This window comes from Polynucleobacter paneuropaeus (assembly GCF_003261235.1).
Lineage (GTDB): Bacteria > Pseudomonadota > Gammaproteobacteria > Burkholderiales > Burkholderiaceae > Polynucleobacter > Polynucleobacter paneuropaeus.
The window spans coordinates 1,496,451-1,512,684 of record NZ_CP030085.1 but is presented as its reverse complement, the minus strand read 5'-3'; the positions used below and the strand labels follow the sequence as shown (position 1 = coordinate 1,512,684).

Here is a 16,234-nt window from a genome sequence, read left to right as displayed (position 1 = left end):
CATTTTGTAGTGAAATAACACCAAGTCGGCCTCGTGCCGACTTGTGTCTTTCGGCTTGTTAAAGGGAATGGTTTGTGTCTAAAAGTAAACGTGATTATTACGAAGTTCTTGGGGTCTCCAGAAGCGCTACGGATGAAGAGTTAAAAAAAGCTTATCGCAAGTTAGCGATGAAGCATCATCCCGATCGCAATCCCGATAGCAAGAGTGCTGAAGCTGACTTCAAAGAAGTGAAAGAAGCTTATGAGACTTTGAGTGACTCTAATAAACGCGCTGCTTATGATCAATATGGCCATGCTGGAGTTGACCCCTCGATGGGTGGTTTTGGTGGTGGCTTTGGCGGAGGTGGATTTGCTGATGCCTTTGGAGACATCTTTGGCGACATCTTTGGACAGGCTGGCGGTCGTCATGCCGGCCCTCAAGTCTATAAGGGCGCTGACTTGCGCTACAACATGGATATCACTCTTGAGCAGGCTGCTGAGGGCTACACCACACAAATTCGGGTGCCTAGCTGGAGTAATTGCAAGACTTGTCATGGCAGTGGCGCAGAGCCCGGTAGTAAGCCAGAAAAATGCCCTACTTGTGATGGCCATGGTCAAGTCCGCATTCAGCAGGGCTTTTTCTCAATGCAGCAAACATGCCCTAAGTGTCGCGGTACTGGTGAATATATTCCGAAGCCTTGCAAGACCTGCCATGGTAGCGGCAAGTTAAAAGAACAAAAGACTTTAGAAATCAAAATTCCAGCAGGAATTGATGATGGTATGCGCGTGCGCTCGGTTGGTAATGGTGAGCCTGGTATTAACGGTGGCCCATCGGGTGATTTATATGTGGAAGTACGCGTTAGATCGCATCCAGTCTTTGAACGAGATGGTAGTGATCTGCATGTGCAGATGCCAATCTCCTTTGCGACTGCCACGATGGGCGGAGAAATTGAAGTGCCAACTTTATCTGGCCGAGTAGAGTTTCCAATTCCAGAAGGCACGCAGACTGGCAAAACTTTCCGACTACGTCACAAAGGCATGAAGGGTCTGCGTTCTTCATTGATCGGCGATCTTTTTGTTCACGTTGTTGTAGAAACTCCCGTGAAGCTCTCTGAGGAGCAAAAGAAATTACTCCAAAAATTTGACGACAGCCTCAAGTCAGGCGGTGATAAACATAACCCGAACCAAAAAGGTTGGTTCGAGAGCGTGAAAAGCTTTTTTAACTGATGGGCTTTAGCCGGAGTAGCCGTGCTCAGGGCCAGGAAACTTGCCTGATTTCACTTCTCTGACGTAGGTTTTGATCGCAGCTTCGATTGAAGGGTGGCCTTCAACAAAGTTTTTCACAAACTTCGGTTGGTGTCCTGTGCTAATACCCAGCATATCCTGAAGGACCAATACCTGGCCAGAGCAGTCTGGGCCTGCGCCAATCCCAATCGTAGGAATCGATACTGAGTCAGTGATTTGCCTGCCAAGCGAAGAAGGAATGGCTTCAAGCACAACCATCTGCGCCCCAACTTGTTCACAAGCCAGAGCTTGTTCATGCATCACTTGTGCTGCTGTCTTGGTTTTACCTTGTACTTTAAATGAGCCAAGTAGATGAATCGATTGTGGCAATAACCCAAGATGTGCACAAACGGGTACGCTGCGTTCAACCAAGTATTGAATGATTTCGAGTTGCCAATCGCCGCCGCCTTCGAGTTTGACCATATCGGCACCAGCACGCATGAGTTGCGCAGCAGAATCTAGTGCTTGAATGGGATCGCCATAGCTTGCAAAAGGAAGATCGGCAATCAGAAAAGCATGCGTATTGGCGCGAACGACACACTGGGTGTGATAGACCATCTGCTCTACAGTGACTGGAGTAGTAGAACTTTGACCTTGAATCACATTGCCTAAAGAGTCGCCAATCAAAATACTTTCGACACCGCAGCGATTGAGAAGTGCTGACATGGTGGAGTCGTATGCCGTCAGCATAGCGATTTTTTCTCGCTCGGCATGCATCGAGAGAAGCCTAGAGATATTGATTGGCTTGTCGCCCTGTAAGTAACCCATGGCGAGAGTTTAATGAATTACTGCACTGATTGGCTATAAACCGTGTTTTCGCCACAATTACAGTTGCGGCAGGAGAGTTTTTCGATCCGTTGGTGAGCAACTTTGGGTAAATGGGCCTTCAGTTCTCCAAATTGGGGGTCAAAGAAATCAGGGGCAATTTCTAAGAGGGGAAGCAAAACAAAGGAACGTTCAATAATTCGTGGGTGGGGCAGGATTAGGTTGGTCTCATTTTGAGTAACACCCTCAAAAAAGAGAATATCCAGATCTAGAGTCCGAGGAGCATTAGCATAGGGGCGCTCACGACCAAACTGTTGCTCTATCGCTTGGCAGACATGCAGCAATCCATAAGGACTCAGTTCAGTATCAATTTCTACAACGGCATTAATGTAGTCACCGCCCAAGGCATCTACAGGTGCGCTTTGATAAAAGCAGCTCTTGGCAGTGATCGTAAGCTCACAGCGTAAGGCCAAGCAAACGATGGCATCAGTGATGATCTGACGTGTATCACCGACATTCCCACCAAATCCGATAAAAGCTTGAGCCATGTTAGTTCCAAATTTGCAATGAAACTACTTTACTGAAGTTTTTATATTTCTGCTGAGCCTGCTCCACTATCTGTCGGTAGAGTGCTTTTGGGTTTTCTGCGACGGCGTCTTTTGGCTCCGGAAGTCCCTCCAGCCGGGTTGCCAACCTCGTTTTTTGCGGAGGCCATTAACCCGTCTTGTCCGGCGGGATCGGCACTGATAAAGCTGGTCCACCACTCTCCCAAGGAGGCTTTTTGCTCGCCGGTAGCGCAACGGAGCAACATAAAGTCATATCCTGCCCTAAAGCGGGGGGATTCGATTAAGCGATAGGGATAACGACCCACGCGCTTTTCAAAGCGGGGTTGCATGGACCAAATCTCGCGCATATCACTCTCAAAGCGACGCTGAATTGTCATGCCGCTGCTTTGCGTGGCAATTGTGTCATCCATAGCGGCATGTAGCGCGGGAATATTCGACATCCCACTAGCAATATTATTTTGCCAATTCTTCAAAAGCTCGGGCCATAGCAATGTGGCAAAGAGAAATCCTGCCGAAATACTTTTGCCCGACTGAATTCGTTGATCGGTATTAGCTAAAGCCAGCTTGACGAAATCATTGGCGGTCTTAGAGCTCTCTTTACTATCGAGAATATGATCAAGTAGCGGTAGCAAGCCATGATGTAGTCCTGCTTCGCGCAGACCTTGAATCGCAGCCCAGGAATAGCCTGACATTAAGAGTTTGAGAATTTCATCAAACAGACGTGCCGCAGGTACATCATGAATTAATGCGCTCAATTCAGAAATGGGCGCTGCGGTTGCAGAATCTAAAGTAAAACCCGTTTTTGCTGCAAACCGAATCGCTCGCAACATCCGAATAGGGTCTTCGCGATAGCGTTTGGCCGGATCCCCGATTATACGCAAAGTTTTCTTCTGCATATCGGACATGCCGCCGTGATAATCGAGTACGGTTTCGGTAGAAGGGTCGTAATACATGGCATTGATTGTGAAATCGCGGCGTGCTGCGTCTTCACCTTGAGAGCCCCAAACGTTGTCTCGCAAAATACGGCCGCTCTCAGCAACATGATCGCCAGCGTTATCTAGCAAGGCACGAAAGGTCGAGACCTCAATAATTTCTGGATGAGCCTTACCAAAGAAGGTCACGTGAACAATCTGAAAACGCCTACCAATTAAACGTGCCTTACGAAACAATCGCTGCACTTGATCCGGGGTGGCATTGGTTGCTACATCAAAATCTTTGGGGCCAATGCCTAAAACTAGATCACGGACTGCACCGCCAACAATAAATGCCTCATAGCCTGCTTGTTGCAAAGTATGAGTGACCTTGACAGCATTCTTTGAGAGCAAATGGGGATCGATGCGATGGGTTTTTTTCGGAATCCTTTTTGGTGCGTGAGCAGGACCTATGTGCGTACCGCGCTCCATTGGATCACGACGCATGATCCGTTTAATAAATTTAGTGATCATGAATTCATTGTTCAGCAAATAAATCGAGGATGGGCCAATTCCGTTTATTGGCTTCTTGACGCAAACGTTCATCGGGATTGGTTGCTACTGGATGGGTCACTTTTTCTAAGAGTGGCAAATCGTTTATTGAATCTGAATAAAAATAACTTTTCTTGATCTGATCTAAAGAAAGTTGCTGGCTCTCAAGCCACTCATTGACTTTCAGTATTTTGCCTTCCCGAAAACTAGGGATGCCAAAGACCTCGCCTGTAAATCCCGCATCGACTTGATTGCCAGCGGTTGCTGGCTCGGTAGCCACGAGATGTTTGATGCCAAAACGCTCGACGATTGGTCGCGTTACAAAGCTATTGGTAGCGGTCACAACACAACAGATATCACCTGCATCTTGATGGCGTTTAACTAGATCTACCGCTGCCCGGCGCAGCTTGCCAGTGATGACTTCATCCATGAAGGCATCATGCCACTCTTTAAGTTGAGCTCTAGAATGTTCTGCCAAAGGTTTGAGGGCAAAGCGCAAGAAGCGATCGATATCTAACTTACCCTCTTTGTAGTCCTGATAAAACTGTTCATTTTGTTCGGCATAGTATTGGCCATCAACCACTCCAATACGAGCTAAAAATTGTCCCCACTCATAATCGCTATCGCAGGGTAATAGTGTGTGATCAAGATCAAAAAGCGCTAATTGGGTCATGCAGTACTTTGTCCTGACTGTAAAAGCTCTCGCACTAGCGGCAGCGTTACAGCCCGTTTTGTTTCAAGAGAATAGGCATCTAAAGCATCCAAGAGGGCCATTAAGTTTGGCATATCTCGATAAAACCGATTTAATAACCAAGGCAAGACTTCAGCGGAAAGAACTAAGCCTCGATCACGCGCTGCAGTCTCAAGTGCTTGTATTTTCTCATCATCATTGAGTAATTGGGTTTGAAAGATCAAACCCCAGCCCAGCCGGGTTCGCAGGTCTTCACGTAAATGCAAGTGATTTGGAGCAGCATTACCAGCCATAAATATGTATATCCCTTGGCTTGCTTGGACCTTATTCAAAATTCTGAACAGGGCGGCAACTTGTCGATCATTGAGTTGATCTACATCATCTACGGTGATGACAGAGGATTGAATGCTTTGGCTCAGAGTCGGTATTCTTTCTTCCAGATTAACCCATGTGATCGGCTCATCGGGGGTGAGCGAAAAATGCTCAAGTCCCAAATCTGCTGCGGCTGTACCCATCGCTTTTAATAAATGCGTGCGCCCTGAGCCTTGTGGTCCCCACCAGTAGATCCACCGTTGATCAAGGGCATTAGTGTCTACGCTGTGCTCACGCTCCTGCCAGCGATAGATCGACTGGCGCAGCGCATCGACCAAGGCTAAGTCTTTGCCAGGTAAGAAGTTATCAAGGCTGACTGGAGGAGTGTGACTGAGATCGAGAGCAAATTGTCTCGGCAGAGAAGTGTTCATCATTACTGCAATCTATTGTTGGTACCAGGTGCTCTGTTGATAGCGTTGCCATGCAAACTTGACGAGGACCAAAGTAACGGCGCTAATTGGCAGTGCCAGCAATACACCAAAGAAACCAAATAATTGGCCAAAAAACAATAAGGCAAACAATACCGCTACTGGATGAAGTCCAATACGCTCGCCGACCAAACGGGGTGTAAGAAAAAATCCCTCGATCATTTGACCGCCACCATAAACTGCTAGTACGCCGATCATGTGGATGTCTATTCCGAATTGCAACAATGTGGTGAGCACTGCCAAGCTAAAACCCAAGGCAATACCAATGTACGGAATCACAATCATTAGCGCAGTAAATACGCCTAAAGGAATTGCGCCATTCAAGCCCACAAGAGAGAGCCCGCAGCCATAGTAGGTAGCCATGATCGCAATGACAATAAACATGCCTCTTAGGTATTGTGATAACAGAGCATCCGCCTGCATTGCTAATTGTTGAACGGTTGCCTGGGCTCTCACGGGAATCATCTTTTTGAGTAGCTGAAAGAAATGATGCCAGTCAAGTAATAAGTAAAACATCACAAAGAGAATGAGTACTGAATTGACAAAAGCAGTCACGATAGAACTGCCAGACATCAAAACCGTATCAAAAGTCGAGCTCACCAAGGCATCAGCATTGTCGTTGAGGTGTTGCGCCACTTTTTCAGTGGCTGAAGTTTTTAAGCCGACCCAATCGAGCTGGATATGAAACTGGACGAGCTTGGGCTCGAGCCATGCTTGGATATCCTGGATCCAATGCGGTGCTTGGGCACGGATCATGGGAATTTCTTGTTTTAAGAGGGTGCCAAAGAGGACCAAAATCAAAAACAGAATTGTTAAGCCCGTAACCATGGAGATTAAGGCCGCAATCGGATGGGGCACGCGGTGACGCCCAAGCCATGTACAAACCGGTCTTAGAATGTAAGCCAGAATAAATGCTGCTAAAAAAGGGGTCAAAATTTCAGCCATTACGCGCGATCCTCTAGAATGCAATGATTCTACCGACCAAGTGCTGCTTTTTACTAATCTTCCAGATCTGACATGACTTCATCTAGTTCCCAATCCTCTAAAGGCCTTTCTTATCGTGATGCAGGCGTTGATATTGACGCTGGAGATGATCTGGTTGATCGGATTAAGCCTCTAGCCAAGAAAACCATGCGAGAAGGTGTTTTGGCGGGAATTGGGGGTTTTGGAGCCCTATTTGAGCTACCAAAGCGCTATAAAGAGCCGGTACTTGTCTCTGGTACCGATGGGGTAGGGACTAAGCTTCGCTTGGCTTTTGAGTGGAATCGCCATGACACTATTGGACAAGACTTAGTGGCAATGAGTGTTAATGACATTTTGGTGCAGGGGGCAGAACCCCTCTTTTTCTTGGATTACTTTGCCTGTGGCAAATTGACTGTGGACACTGCCGCAACGGTAGTGGGCGGGATTGCTAAGGGATGTGAATTAGCTGGTTGCGCGTTAATCGGCGGTGAAACTGCTGAAATGCCTGGCATGTATCCCCCCGGTGAATATGACCTCGCAGGATTTGCGGTGGGCGCAGTTGAAAAATCCAAAATTATTAATGGCTCAACGATTGTCCCTGGCGATGTCGTTCTTGCGATCGCTTCCAGTGGCGCGCACTCTAATGGTTACTCATTGGTTCGCAAAATTATTGAGCGTGCTGGTGCTAAGCCAACTGATGATCTTGAGGGCTTACCACTGGGTGATGTGGTGATGGCCCCAACAGAAATTTACGTTAAACCCTTGCTGAAATTAATTGATGAGTTGAACGTTAAAGGTATGGCCCATATTACTGGTGGCGGTTTAGTGGATAACGTGCCCCGTGTACTTCCAGAAAATATACAGGCAGTTTTACATCGCGACAGCTGGCAAATGCCTGCGCTCTTCCGTTGGTTGCAAATGAAGGGCGGTGTAGCCGATGCCGAAATGGTTCGCGTCTTTAACTGCGGTATCGGTATGGTTGTAATCATCTCGCCTGAGCAAGCGGATGCTGCAATTCAGTCATTAGCAAAACAAGGCTTGAAAGCGTGGGTCGTCGGTGAAGTGCGCGAACTTCCTAAAGGCGATCCACAAACGATTGTGATCTAAATTTTTAGAGTTTCTTGGCAGTACGCTAAAGCAGCTTCGAGTTCTTTTGGATTAAACGAATCAAACACTTTGCGTCCTGCAATGGCTCTGAGCCAAGTCAGCTGACGTTTACCGAGTTGTCTAGTAGCTGCTAAAGATTTATAGCGCATCTCGTCCCAAGTAATTTTCCCGTCCAAATGCTCCCATGCCTGTCGGTAGCCTACCGAGCGAATCGCTGGTAAGTCGGCATGTAGTGCAGAATTCTTTCGCAAACCTTCAACCTCCTGCATAAATCCTTGCTCAAGCATGTGATCAAAACGCTTTTCAAGCAAGGCGTGAAGTTTTGCACGATCACCAGGCTCTAAAGAAACTAATGTGATCCACGACGGAATGCTAGAGCCCTCTCGACCATCTTCGCTTGGGGCATCAGCCAACCATGCCGACATGCTTTTGCCAGTCGCTTCGTAAACTTCCAATGCGCGTTGCACCCGTTGTGAATCGTTTGGCTCAAGACGTTGTGCCGTGATTGGATCAATCAAGGCAAGTTTTTGATGCATTGTGGGCCAACCGAATTGTTTTCCTTCTTCATCCAGTCGGGCTCGAATTTCTGGATTAGCAGGAGGGAGGCTTGAAAGGCCAAAGGCCCATGCTCGCCAATAGAGCATAGTGCCGCCGACAATAATCGGAATATTGCCTCGCTCTCGAATAGCAAAACTGAGTTTTTTTGCATCGTTTGCAAAGCGTGCAGCCGAATACGATTCAGTTGGATCCAAAATATCAATCAGATGATGAGTTACTGCAGTACGCTCTGTGAGTGTGGGCTTAGCGCTACCGATATCAAGACCTCGATAGACCAAGGCAGAATCCATGCTGATGATTTCAATACCTTTTCCCTGGGATTTGGCTTGCTCGGCAAGTCTCATCGCTAGATGGGTTTTGCCAGAGCCAGTCGGGCCAACAATACATAGGACCGGTGCATGCTCTGGCTGAATGTGTAGTTCAGTTTGCATACCAAATTATAGGGTCAATGCAGCGATGACAGAGCCTGTTAATATCACTTTCAAGTAAATAAGTGGAGCAAACATTGATTGATACCCTGATGCAATTGGGCGACCTGTTTTTACATATTGATCGCCATCTAGATGTAGTCATTGCGCAATACGGTTATTGGGCGTATGGATTTTTGTTTGCAATTGTCTTTGCCGAGACAGGCTTAGTGGTTGCCCCCTTTCTGCCGGGTGACTCTTTGCTTTTCATTGCAGGAGCCTATTGTGCGACTGGACACTTCAATATCGTTACGCTGTCGATTGGATTGGTGCTAGCTGCAGTATTAGGCAATACCGTGAACTATGTGATTGGTCGCTGGATAGGTCATCGGGTCTTTAGCAGTCAATCGCGTTGGATCGATCAAAAGGCTTTGCGTAAGACGCATGGCTTCTATGAAAAGCACGGTGGTAAGACAATTGTCCTGGCTCGATTTTTGCCGATTATTCGGACTTTTGCGCCATTTGTTGCCGGTGTTTCACAGATGAACTTTGCACGTTTTCAATTATTTAATATTACGGGCGCCTTATTGTGGGTCGTCATCTTAGTGGTGGCGGGATATTTTTTCGGAAATATCCCCGTCATTCGTCAGAATCTGAACATCATCGTTTTAATTGGCGTTGGTGCTGCTGCGCTGCCAATTATTCTGGCTGGCCTCTATAAAATGTTCAAGCCCAAATCCTAAGTCGCTTTAATGCAGCTTGGTTTGGCCTTCGAGGGTCGCAATATGATCCCGAATTTCAGTTGCATCTTCTGCCTCAGGCGACTCGCGTAAATAACGCTGCATATCCGCCAAAGCGGGACGCAAATATTCCAGTTGCGCAAAGATCAAACCGCGATCCCGAATTTCTTCTAGAGAATCGGGTAGCAAAATCACTAGACGCTCTTGAACGCCTAGCAGTCGCTCCCAACGCTCATGCTCAGAGTAAATCATTTTGAGATTTCTTAAAAAGCGCGACAGAATTTCTCTGGGACTCGATGCACGCAAGAAGATATTCAAAGGCAAACTCAGTTCACCGCGGTAACCCTTAGCATCCAAATAGGGGTCGAGCATCTCTTGTAATTCATTTTTTGAGAGGGATGCACCCGTGAGTGGGTCCATGATGATCTCGCCTTGCTGCAAAGAGATGCGCATCATGAAGTGATTTGGAAAAGATACCCCTCGAATCTTCAAGCCAATTTGATTGCCTAACTCCATCATCAGAATTGCAAGAGAAATGGGAATGCCACGACGGTTATCAATAATCTGATGCAGATACGAATTTTCAGGCGCGTAGAAATCGTTTGGATTCGGACCAAAGCCGAGTTCGGTATAAAAATAATGCTTCAGAATTTGTAGCCGTTGAATGGCAGAAGTCTCTGGCGTAATGCGCGTCTTTAGTTTCTCAGCCATTTGATCAATGTGATCTAGAACGCCTTGCACATCAAGATCGGGGTAGGCGTGCTGCGCAACTGCGATTGCCGCTTCAGTTAAGGGAAGGTGTTCGTCCTCAGCAACTAAGGAGGCAAAGTAGTCGAGTTGTTGAGTTGGCATAGCTCCTATTTTGCATGACGCAGAAATTTTTGCCAGCGAATTCCGACTAAAGCTAGGGCCGCAAAATAAACCACGCTTGCAGCCATTAACCAGGCAGCCAATAGGCCAATTCGGGTCCAGGGTGCTGAGCGTAGCTCAATCCAGTCATGGGCTCCAGCGGCGTAATACAGCAGCAAAGAAAAGGGAATGAGTGCAAAAAACAACTGGCTTAAGTATTTTCCCCAAGGATGCGATGGCAAAGCGCCGCGCTTGCTGAGCCCTATCCACAGGAGGGTTGCATTGAGGCAAGCGCCCACTCCCACGGAAAGTGCCAAGCCAGCATGACCCAGCCAGGGCACAAAGATTAAATTGGCTAGCTGAGTGCAGACCAAGACGATGAGTCCAATTTTGACGGGCGTACGGATGTCCTGGCGAGAATAAAAACCGGGTGCCAAAATTTTCACCAAGATCAGGCCGATGAGGCCAACACCATATGCTGACAGCGCATGCTGGGTCATCACCACATCAACGGCATTAAATTTGCCGTAGTTATAAAGTGCTGCTGCAAGCGGTTGCCCAAATAAAAAGAGGGCGATAGCACACGGCGCTGCTAACAGGAAAGTTAACTGCAATCCCCAGATCAGCAGTTCTCCAGCGTGCTCTACATCATTTTGTGCATTGGCTTTGCTCAAACTGGGAAGTAAAACTGTGCCAAGAGCAACACCCAGCAATGCTGTTGGAAATTCCATTAGACGATCCGCATACGAGAGCCAGGATACGCTCCCCGTCTGAAGTCGTGAAGCAATATTGGTATTGATGATGAGGGAAATTTGCGCTACCGATACTGCAAAGACAGCGGGGCCCATCAGGCGCAGGACTCGTCTGGCTTCTGGATTCCGAAATGCGCTCGCAATGGCGCCAGGCAGTAACGCAATGCGAGGCAAGAGTCCTAAGCGCGAAAGAGCGGGAATCTGAATCGCCAATTGCAGAACACCGCCCAACAGAACGCCAAAAGCAAGACCATAAATGGGTTGCGCTAAATGGGGCGATAGAAAAATTGCTCCTGCGATCAAAGATAGATTGAGTAGGACGGGGGTAAAGGCGGGAATAGCGAAACGCTGGAAGGTATTAAGGATGCCCGCTGAGAGCGAGACCATCGATATCAAGCCGATATAGGGAAACATGATGCGGGTCATGACTACGCTTGCCTCGTAAGCTGGACCGCCATCAAAGCCAGTGGCAATGACCATGATCAAAATGGGAGCGCCTAGAACACCCAGGATGACTGTCAGCAATAAAGCCCAAAACAAGAGGGTTGCCACCGCATTAATGAGAATTTGGGACTGTTTGACATCCCCCTGACTAGAGACCTCCCCCAAAATCGGTACAAATGCCTGGGAAAAAGCCCCTTCAGCGAATAGGCGCCGCAGAAGATTCGGGAGGCGAAAAGCCACATTAAAGGCGTCTGTCCACTCTGAGGCCCCAAAGCTACGGGCAATCAGGGTCTCTCTGAGGAGCCCCGTAATACGGGAAATCATGGTCAGAGAACTGACTTTGGCAGCAGCAGAAAGCAGGTTCATGGAGGGATTTTCCCCTATTTATCATGCAACTGGGCTTTTTTGAGCCTTTCGGGTAAAATCTTGGGTTTTGGTGGGCTTCTTCCTTCAAGGAAGTCAGACGGTAGCAGCCCAAAAGAATTTTTTAACGAATCGTAGTTTGTAATTTTTTAGGCAAGGTTTAAAGAGATGGCCAATACCGCACAAGCGCGTAAACGCGCACGGCAGGCAGTAAAACAGAATGAGCACAATTCCAGCTTGCGTTCTAAGCTGCGTACTTCTATTAAGACAGTACGTAAGGCAATTGAAGCTGGTGATAAGGCAACTGCTGCAAAAGTTTTTGCAGCAACCCAAGCTACTATCGACAAGATTGCCGACAAGAAGATTGCGCATAAAAATACTGCAGCACGTCAGAAGTCCCGTTTGTCTGCAGCTATCAAGGCAATGGCAGCGTAAGTTTTTTAGATTTACTGGCTGGCAAGGGAGTGTTCTTGCCCGAGCCCGCTCCTTATCCGAGCGGGTTTTTGTTTTTAAGACTAGGTGCGTGTTTGGGGTTCGAACTCACAAGCCTCTTCAATCGGTAGTCCATTGTCTTTGGCAAAGTTCATGACAAAGTCGAGTGCACGAGGATCGAGGTCTCCTAGTCGGGTATCGATCACAACGCATTTGACTTGCGCGATGAGAACAGGCGTTACATAGGGTGAGTAGGTAAAGCGAGGGTCTCCAGAATTACCCGGGGGTCTAAAAGATGCCATTACACCGCAAAGGCGTTCAGCCCAATCGCTGGGTCTAAACGGCTTGCCAGAGCTTGTAATACCTTGAATGAAAAGCTTTTTGTGGTTCAAGTTTGCGTCAGCGTTAGAGTAAAGAATCAAAGTAGTTAAGACCGCTAGCTTAACAGCGCCAAGCGGCCTTAAGATGACTTTAGTAATTATTTTATGTAGATGAATGTTGGTATAAAAAATGCAAGCTAAAAATGCAGTAGCTAGCTCCACCAAAACCTCTCTGGCAAAACCCCAGGTCCCAGGGCAGGTAAAACACTACTTACAGTTTGCCGATTTGACTCGCGAAGAGTACGACTACCTATTGTCGAGGGCTGCCTACCTTAAGGCCAAATTCAAAAGCTATGAGACTTGGCATCCATTGCACGATCGCACACTTGCCATGATCTTCGAGAAGCACTCTACTCGTACCCGTCTCTCTTTTGAGGCAGGCATTCATCAACTGGGTGGACATGCGGTTTACCTGAACACCCGTGATACTCAGCTAGGTCGTGGCGAGCCTGTAGAAGATGCGGCTCAAGTGATTTCTCGGATGACAGACATCATCATGATTCGGACTTTCGGCCAGGACATCATTGAGCGTTTTGCTGCTAACTCGCGCGTGCCTGTGATCAACGGTTTGACCAATGAATATCATCCTTGCCAAGTCTTGGCGGACATCTTTACCTTTGTAGAAACGCGTGGCTCGATTCAGGGCAAGACAGTTGCTTGGGTAGGTGATGCCAACAATATGGCCTATACCTGGTTACAAGCAGCCGAGAAATTGGATTTTCAATTGCGCTTCTCTGCCCCAGCTGGTTACCAGCTAGATATGTCTCGTATCAGCAGTAATACTCTTAAACATCTGACGGTCTGTGCTGATCCTAAAGAAGCCTGTAAGGGTGCTGATTTAGTCACCACGGATGTTTGGACCAGTATGGGTTACGAAGAGGAAAATACCTCTCGTATGACTGCATTCAAAGACTGGATTGTTTCTCAAGAGTTGATGTCCTTAGCAAAACCCAACGCAGTATTTATGCATTGTTTGCCTGCGCATCGTGGTGAAGAAGTTACCGCTGAAGTCATTGATGGCCCCCAAAGCGTTGTTTGGGAAGAAGCAGAAAATCGTTTGCATGTTCAAAAAGCCTTGATGGAGTATTTGCTCTGTGGTCGTTTGGATTAAATATTTTTTGGATTGAATGGAACTATGTCTGATATTAAAAAAGCCGTATTAGCCTACTCGGGTGGTTTAGATACCAGTGTAATTCTGAAGTGGCTACAAGATACCTATCAATGTGAAATCGTTACCTTTACGGCTGACTTAGGCCAGGGTGAAGAGCTTGAGCCAGCGCGTACCAAAGCTTTGCAGTTTGGTATCAAGCCTGAGAATATTTTTATCGATGATCTGCGCGAAGAGTTTGTGCGCGATTTTGTATTCCCCATGTTCCGCGCTAATACTGTTTATGAAGGCGAGTATTTACTCGGCACTTCAATAGCAAGACCACTAATTGCTAAGCGTCAAATTGAGATCGCTCGTAAGACCGGTGCTGATGCGGTATCACATGGTGCTACTGGTAAGGGTAATGATCAAGTCCGTTTCGAATTAGGCTATTACGCTCTTGAGCCTGGTATCAAAGTGATTGCACCTTGGCGTGAGTGGGATTTACTATCCCGTGAAAAATTGATGGCCTATGCCGAGAAGCATGGCATTCCGGTCGAGATGAAACATAAGCAGGGTGGCTCACCGTATTCAATGGATGCCAATCTCTTGCATATCAGTTATGAAGGTCGCCATCTCGAGAATCCCAATGCTGAGGCTGAAGAGTCAATGTGGCGTTGGACAGTTTCTCCTGAGAGGGCTCCTGATGCAGCCCAAATCATTGAGATTGAATTCCGCGCTGGTGATCCTATTGCCGTCGATGGCAAGGCCTATAAGCCCCATGAATTATTGGCTGAGCTCAATCGATTAGGTGGCATGCATGGCATTGGCCGCCTGGATCTGGTAGAAAACCGTTTTGTTGGCATGAAGAGTCGGGGTTGCTATGAAACCCCTGGCGGCACTATTTTGCTCAAGGCCCATCGCGGAATCGAAAGTATCACACTAGATCGTGAAGTGGCGCACTTGAAAGACGACTTGATGCCTCGCTATGCCAGTTTGATCTACAACGGTCTCTGGTGGTCTCCTGAGCGGCTGGCATTGCAGACCCTTATTGACCATACTCAGCAACAAGTAAATGGCGTAGTGCGTCTCAAGCTCTACAAAGGTTCTGTTTCGGTAATTTCGAGAGACTCTGCTAACACGCTGTTTGATCAGAACATTGCCACTTTCGATGATGATGGGGGCGCTTATAACCAAGCAGATGCTGGCGGTTTCATTAAGCTCAATGCTTTACGGATGCGAATAGCTGAAATTGCCAAGCGTAAACGCTCTGGCAAGTAATTAGTTAACTTATTAGAAAGAATTCAGATGCAATTTGATCAAGTTTCAGTTGGCAAAAAAGCCAATGTCTTTTTTGACGGTAAGTGTGTTTCTCATACTGTGACACTACCTAATGGCGTTCGAAAGTCAGTCGGCGTTGTTCTACCTAGTACTCTGCGATTCGACCTTAGCACCAAAGAGGTAATGGAGGTGGTTGATGGCCATGCGTTTGTGAGTATTAATGGTGCTCCAGAGCAAGAGTTCAAAGCAGGTCAGAGCTGGACCGTTGAGAAGGGTGGTTACTTCATTATTCGCGCAGAAGCACCCGTTCACTATGTTTGCCACTTTGAGTAAATAGATTGACCTACTAAAGAAAAGGCAGACTAAGGTCTGCTTTTTTATTGCCTGAAATTAATCACTATCTCTTTGGCAGGCCCTGGATCGTGTTACCAGGAACGATGACTCTTTCAGAGAACCATCCTTTGTTCATTTCTAGAGCGTAACGAATGGGCGCCTTAGGGCAATGGTTATTGGTTGTATCTGCTTGCATCTCTTCGATATTGACGATCTTGCCATCATCGGCAATGAAAGCAATAGATAAGGGTAGTTTTGTATTCTTCATCCAAAAGCAATTGCCTGCCTTTTGTTCGAAGATAAAGAGCATGCCAGAGTTGGTTGGTAGGCTGGTTCGATTCATAAGGCCGACTTCTCTCAGATCCGGGCTATCAGCAACTTCGGCTTGAATGGAATAAATGCCCACTTTCATTTGGATCGTACGTAAGCCAATGTTCAATTGCGCATTTGCGGATGAAGCGATCGCAGCAAATGCGACTATGCAAAAGAGTCGAGGGATTGTATTCATAGCGCAGCTAATGACCTAGAAAGAAAGTATTTTATGGCAAGAAAATTACGGACGAAAAAAAACCCAGGAACAAGTCCTGGGTTTTCCGTAGTGATCTATGGTCTATCAAGCACCTTGAATATTGGTAGCTTGTTTTCCTTTAGGACCTTGGGTAATGTCAAACGTTACCTTTTGGCCTTCTTTGAGGGTTTTGAAACCCGCCATAGTAATCGCGCTGAAGTGCGCGAACAACTCTTCTTCACCATCATCAGGTTTGATAAAGCCAAAACCTTTTGCATCATTGAACCACTTAACAATTCCGGTCGCCATGCGAACTCCATTACATAAACTTAAAACAACCGTGAAGAGGGTGAATACTTTTTAATCAGTCTCGCTCCACAACACGCCTAAATAGAACTTCTTTTTGAAGCCTACCCCCGATTGTTTGCCCTTTTCCTAAGTGTGTCAAGGAGTTATGTGCATATAAAGGCATGAAAACACCCC

19 protein-coding genes are annotated in these 16,234 nt (G+C 47.1%); 7 read left to right on the top strand and 12 right to left on the bottom strand.

The features are described from left to right. The first annotated feature begins 74 nt into the window (after positions 1–74). A complete protein-coding gene (gene dnaJ / locus Pas1_RS07870) occupies positions 75–1,205 on the top strand; it encodes a molecular chaperone DnaJ (RefSeq protein WP_112294962.1) in 1,131 nt (376 codons plus the stop codon). 6 nt (positions 1,206–1,211) lie between these two features. Here dnaJ and panB read toward each other — a convergent pair whose 3' ends face one another. The 6 genes from panB to Pas1_RS07840 are packed head-to-tail and all read right to left on the bottom strand — an operon-like array spanning position 1,212 to position 6,492. Next, positions 1,212–2,030, bottom strand: a complete 819-nt coding sequence (panB, locus tag Pas1_RS07865; protein ID WP_112294961.1) for a 3-methyl-2-oxobutanoate hydroxymethyltransferase — start codon at positions 2,028–2,030, stop codon at positions 1,212–1,214. A 17-nt stretch (positions 2,031–2,047) separates the two neighbouring features. Next, on the bottom strand, positions 2,048–2,575 hold the full coding sequence (gene folK, locus Pas1_RS07860) for a 2-amino-4-hydroxy-6-hydroxymethyldihydropteridine diphosphokinase (protein WP_112205151.1): 528 nt from the start codon (positions 2,573–2,575) through the stop codon (positions 2,048–2,050). Between the two features lie 41 nt (positions 2,576–2,616). Further along, the gene (gene pcnB / locus Pas1_RS07855) at positions 2,617–4,038 is read right to left on the bottom strand and encodes a polynucleotide adenylyltransferase PcnB (protein ID WP_112294960.1); all 1,422 of its coding nucleotides are present in this window, start codon (positions 4,036–4,038) and stop codon (positions 2,617–2,619) included. A 4-nt stretch (positions 4,039–4,042) separates the two neighbouring features. Further along, entirely contained in the window at positions 4,043–4,729 is a 687-nt protein-coding gene (locus Pas1_RS07850; RefSeq protein ID WP_112294959.1) for a histidinol-phosphatase, read from the bottom strand. Next, positions 4,726–5,493, bottom strand: coding sequence for a DnaA regulatory inactivator Hda (gene hda / locus Pas1_RS07845; protein ID WP_225971606.1), 768 nt, complete (start codon positions 5,491–5,493; stop codon positions 4,726–4,728). The genes Pas1_RS07850 and hda overlap by 4 nt, the downstream gene beginning before the upstream one ends. A 9-nt stretch (positions 5,494–5,502) precedes the next feature. Beyond that, the gene (locus Pas1_RS07840; RefSeq protein ID WP_112294958.1) at positions 5,503–6,492 is read right to left on the bottom strand and encodes an AI-2E family transporter; all 990 of its coding nucleotides are present in this window, start codon (positions 6,490–6,492) and stop codon (positions 5,503–5,505) included. A gap of 72 nt (positions 6,493–6,564) precedes the next feature. On the opposite strand from Pas1_RS07840, the gene purM reads away from it, so the two are divergent. Continuing rightward, positions 6,565–7,617 carry a phosphoribosylformylglycinamidine cyclo-ligase gene (purM, locus tag Pas1_RS07835; protein ID WP_112294957.1) on the top strand — a complete coding sequence of 351 codons (1,053 nt, stop codon included), beginning with the start codon at positions 6,565–6,567 and terminating at the stop codon, positions 7,615–7,617. Here the strand turns inward: purM and miaA are convergent. Continuing rightward, positions 7,614–8,606 carry a tRNA (adenosine(37)-N6)-dimethylallyltransferase MiaA gene (miaA, locus tag Pas1_RS07830; protein ID WP_112294956.1) on the bottom strand — a complete coding sequence of 331 codons (993 nt, stop codon included), beginning with the start codon at positions 8,604–8,606 and terminating at the stop codon, positions 7,614–7,616. The two genes, purM and miaA, sit on opposite strands and share 4 nt — an antisense overlap. 77 nt (positions 8,607–8,683) lie before the next feature. On the opposite strand from miaA, the gene Pas1_RS07825 reads away from it, so the two are divergent. Next, the gene (locus tag Pas1_RS07825) at positions 8,684–9,325 is read left to right on the top strand and encodes a DedA family protein (RefSeq protein WP_112205872.1); all 642 of its coding nucleotides are present in this window, start codon (positions 8,684–8,686) and stop codon (positions 9,323–9,325) included. 6 nt (positions 9,326–9,331) lie between these two features. Here the strand turns inward: Pas1_RS07825 and Pas1_RS07820 are convergent, their stop codons facing one another. Together Pas1_RS07820 and murJ are read right to left on the bottom strand one after the other, a co-directional pair. Beyond that, complete coding sequence (locus tag Pas1_RS07820) at positions 9,332–10,174, bottom strand: SirB1 family protein (protein ID WP_112208494.1); 843 nt, start codon at positions 10,172–10,174, stop codon at positions 9,332–9,334. A gap of 5 nt (positions 10,175–10,179) precedes the next feature. Then, a complete protein-coding gene (murJ, locus tag Pas1_RS07815; protein ID WP_112238696.1) occupies positions 10,180–11,733 on the bottom strand; it encodes a murein biosynthesis integral membrane protein MurJ in 1,554 nt (517 codons plus the stop codon). Between the two features lie 165 nt (positions 11,734–11,898). On the opposite strand from murJ, the gene rpsT reads away from it, so the two are divergent. Continuing rightward, positions 11,899–12,165, top strand: coding sequence for a 30S ribosomal protein S20 (gene rpsT / locus Pas1_RS07810; RefSeq protein WP_112205133.1), 267 nt, complete (start codon positions 11,899–11,901; stop codon positions 12,163–12,165). An 80-nt stretch (positions 12,166–12,245) separates the two neighbouring features. Here rpsT and Pas1_RS07805 read toward each other — a convergent pair whose 3' ends face one another. Continuing rightward, positions 12,246–12,554: a DUF3579 domain-containing protein gene (locus Pas1_RS07805; RefSeq protein ID WP_112205871.1), complete on the bottom strand. Its 309-nt coding sequence runs from the start codon at positions 12,552–12,554 to the stop codon at positions 12,246–12,248. Between the two features lie 118 nt (positions 12,555–12,672). On the opposite strand from Pas1_RS07805, the gene argF reads away from it, so the two are divergent. From argF to ppnP, 3 genes are read left to right on the top strand one after another with little or no spacing between them, the layout of a single operon-like run. Then, positions 12,673–13,653 (top strand): ornithine carbamoyltransferase, encoded by a 981-nt coding sequence (gene argF / locus Pas1_RS07800; protein WP_112205131.1) that lies wholly within the window; start codon positions 12,673–12,675, stop codon positions 13,651–13,653. A 24-nt stretch (positions 13,654–13,677) separates the two neighbouring features. Further along, the gene (locus tag Pas1_RS07795) at positions 13,678–14,910 is read left to right on the top strand and encodes an argininosuccinate synthase (protein ID WP_112294955.1); all 1,233 of its coding nucleotides are present in this window, start codon (positions 13,678–13,680) and stop codon (positions 14,908–14,910) included. Between the two features lie 27 nt (positions 14,911–14,937). Further along, complete coding sequence (gene ppnP / locus Pas1_RS07790) at positions 14,938–15,243, top strand: pyrimidine/purine nucleoside phosphorylase (RefSeq protein ID WP_112205127.1); 306 nt, start codon at positions 14,938–14,940, stop codon at positions 15,241–15,243. Between the two features lie 64 nt (positions 15,244–15,307). On the opposite strand, the gene Pas1_RS07785 is transcribed toward ppnP, so the two are convergent. Next, on the bottom strand, positions 15,308–15,751 hold the full coding sequence (locus Pas1_RS07785; protein WP_112205125.1) for a DUF192 domain-containing protein: 444 nt from the start codon (positions 15,749–15,751) through the stop codon (positions 15,308–15,310). A gap of 105 nt (positions 15,752–15,856) precedes the next feature. Then, complete coding sequence (locus tag Pas1_RS07780) at positions 15,857–16,060, bottom strand: cold-shock protein (protein WP_112205123.1); 204 nt, start codon at positions 16,058–16,060, stop codon at positions 15,857–15,859. Between the last annotated feature and the right edge of the window lie 174 nt (positions 16,061–16,234).

What these genes read in the sequence shown, in the direction of transcription:
- panB (WP_112294961.1), bottom strand. Translation starts at nt 2,030, where the DNA reads ATGGGTTACTTACAGGGCGACAAGCCAATCAATATCTCTAGGCTTCTC.
- folK (WP_112205151.1), bottom strand. Translation starts at nt 2,575, where the DNA reads ATGGCTCAAGCTTTTATCGGATTTGGTGGGAATGTCGGTGATACACGT.
- pcnB (WP_112294960.1), bottom strand. Translation starts at nt 4,038, where the DNA reads ATGATCACTAAATTTATTAAACGGATCATGCGTCGTGATCCAATGGAG.
- Pas1_RS07850 (WP_112294959.1), bottom strand. Translation starts at nt 4,729, where the DNA reads ATGACCCAATTAGCGCTTTTTGATCTTGATCACACACTATTACCCTGC.
- hda (WP_225971606.1), bottom strand. Translation starts at nt 5,493, where the DNA reads ATGATGAACACTTCTCTGCCGAGACAATTTGCTCTCGATCTCAGTCAC.
- Pas1_RS07840 (WP_112294958.1), bottom strand. Translation starts at nt 6,492, where the DNA reads ATGGCTGAAATTTTGACCCCTTTTTTAGCAGCATTTATTCTGGCTTAC.
- purM (WP_112294957.1), top strand. Translation starts at nt 6,565, where the DNA reads ATGACTTCATCTAGTTCCCAATCCTCTAAAGGCCTTTCTTATCGTGAT.
- miaA (WP_112294956.1), bottom strand. Translation starts at nt 8,606, where the DNA reads ATGCAAACTGAACTACACATTCAGCCAGAGCATGCACCGGTCCTATGT.
- Pas1_RS07820 (WP_112208494.1), bottom strand. Translation starts at nt 10,174, where the DNA reads ATGCCAACTCAACAACTCGACTACTTTGCCTCCTTAGTTGCTGAGGAC.
- murJ (WP_112238696.1), bottom strand. Translation starts at nt 11,733, where the DNA reads ATGAACCTGCTTTCTGCTGCTGCCAAAGTCAGTTCTCTGACCATGATT.
- rpsT (WP_112205133.1), top strand. Translation starts at nt 11,899, where the DNA reads ATGGCCAATACCGCACAAGCGCGTAAACGCGCACGGCAGGCAGTAAAA.
- argF (WP_112205131.1), top strand. Translation starts at nt 12,673, where the DNA reads ATGCAAGCTAAAAATGCAGTAGCTAGCTCCACCAAAACCTCTCTGGCA.
- Pas1_RS07795 (WP_112294955.1), top strand. Translation starts at nt 13,678, where the DNA reads ATGTCTGATATTAAAAAAGCCGTATTAGCCTACTCGGGTGGTTTAGAT.
- ppnP (WP_112205127.1), top strand. Translation starts at nt 14,938, where the DNA reads ATGCAATTTGATCAAGTTTCAGTTGGCAAAAAAGCCAATGTCTTTTTT.
- Pas1_RS07785 (WP_112205125.1), bottom strand. Translation starts at nt 15,751, where the DNA reads ATGAATACAATCCCTCGACTCTTTTGCATAGTCGCATTTGCTGCGATC.
- Pas1_RS07780 (WP_112205123.1), bottom strand. Translation starts at nt 16,060, where the DNA reads ATGGCGACCGGAATTGTTAAGTGGTTCAATGATGCAAAAGGTTTTGGC.